We start from the raw sequence: 1,285 nt of genomic DNA, 5'->3' as shown, positions 1-1,285 counted from the left end.
CAGCGGCTGCACGGGCTGTGGCTTCCGGTACGAAAAACTGGAGGAGTTTTCTTTGTGGATTATTTGTTAATTTACAATTGGTTATCTTAATTTTTGCCGTCTGACATGACTACTAATCTACTTCAGCCCCAATATTCCAATCAAGCCGTCTGAAAGGTTGTCAGGTGATATCAATCCTGGTTTTCAGACGGCCTTTTACTATCTGCGGCCAATCAGGTAAACTCGTTTTTTTATTCGCGCTATTGTCCGCCATGTCTGCCATCACCCCACTCAAACAAATCACCCTAATCGGCGTCGGGCTGATAGGGGGCTCGTTTGTGCTGGATTTGAAACGCTTGGGACGGGTAGAGACGGTGGCCGGCATCGATTTAAACCGTGAAAACCTTGACCGCGCCCTAGAGCGGCGGGTGATTGATGAAGCGTTTACCGATATTAATGCCGAAAGCATTGGCGGTGCGGATTTGGTGTTGATTGCCACACCGGTCTCGACTTTGCCGGCAGTTTGTCAGGCGGTGAAACCGTTTTTGCGGCCGGAGACGCTGGTGTCGGATGTCGGCAGTACCAAACAAATCACCGTTGAAGCTTTCCGCACTTATCTGCCTGAACATTTGTCGCACTGTATCGCCGCGCACCCGATTGCCGGTTCCGACCGTCACGGCGCATTGGCCGCACAATTCGGCCTGTATCAGGACAAAAAGCTGATTATCACGCCGCACGGCGACGAACATTCAGACGGCCTTGAGCGGCTTGAATCGTTGTGGCAGGCCGTGGGTGCGGAAACATTACGCCTGAGTGCGGCCGAACACGATGCGATTTTCGCTGCCGTGTCGCATATGCCGCATTTGCTGGCGTTCGCCTTTGTGCACGAGATTTTCGACCATCCCGACAGACAGGCTTATCTGAGTTTTGCCGCTTCCGGTTTCCGTGATTTTACCCGCATTGCATCCAGCCACCCTGCCATTTGGACAGACATCTGTTTGGCGAATAAAAACAGTCTGCAGGATTTAATCGGCGGTATGCGCCGGCAATTGGATACCTTGGAAAACCTGTTGGTGACAGAAAATAAAACTGCGTTATACGCTTATTTTGAAGAAGCGAAGAACACGCGTGATGATTGGTTGAAAAGGCAGTAGCAGGCTGCTGGAAAGATTGAACTCTCCCCCCCAACCCTTGGACAAGTTAAGAATGTTTCTCAAACAGCCTTTTCAAGCCGGGTTCTGCAGGCAACAGGGCTCAGCTTTTTTAAGTCCAGACTCAAGCGTTCATGATTGCAGTATGTAATCAT

Annotated in this window: 1 protein-coding gene; it reads left to right on the top strand. The window is 50.6% G+C overall.

Annotated features, from left to right (window positions below; all coding sequences use genetic code 11):
- The first annotated feature begins 251 nt into the window (after positions 1–251).
- A complete protein-coding gene (locus tag C7N83_RS13865; protein WP_106743284.1) occupies positions 252–1,133 on the top strand; it encodes a prephenate dehydrogenase in 882 nt (293 codons plus the stop codon).
- Positions 1,134–1,285 lie beyond the last annotated feature (152 nt).

The organism is Neisseria iguanae (assembly GCF_003013245.1).
Classification (GTDB): Bacteria; Pseudomonadota; Gammaproteobacteria; order Burkholderiales; family Neisseriaceae; genus Neisseria; species Neisseria iguanae.
This window is presented reverse-complemented; position numbering and strand designations above follow the sequence as displayed.

Excerpts from the sequence above, each read along its gene's own strand:
- C7N83_RS13865 (WP_106743284.1), top strand. The coding sequence starts at position 252 with ATGTCTGCCATCACCCCACTCAAACAAATCACCCTAATCGGCGTCGGG.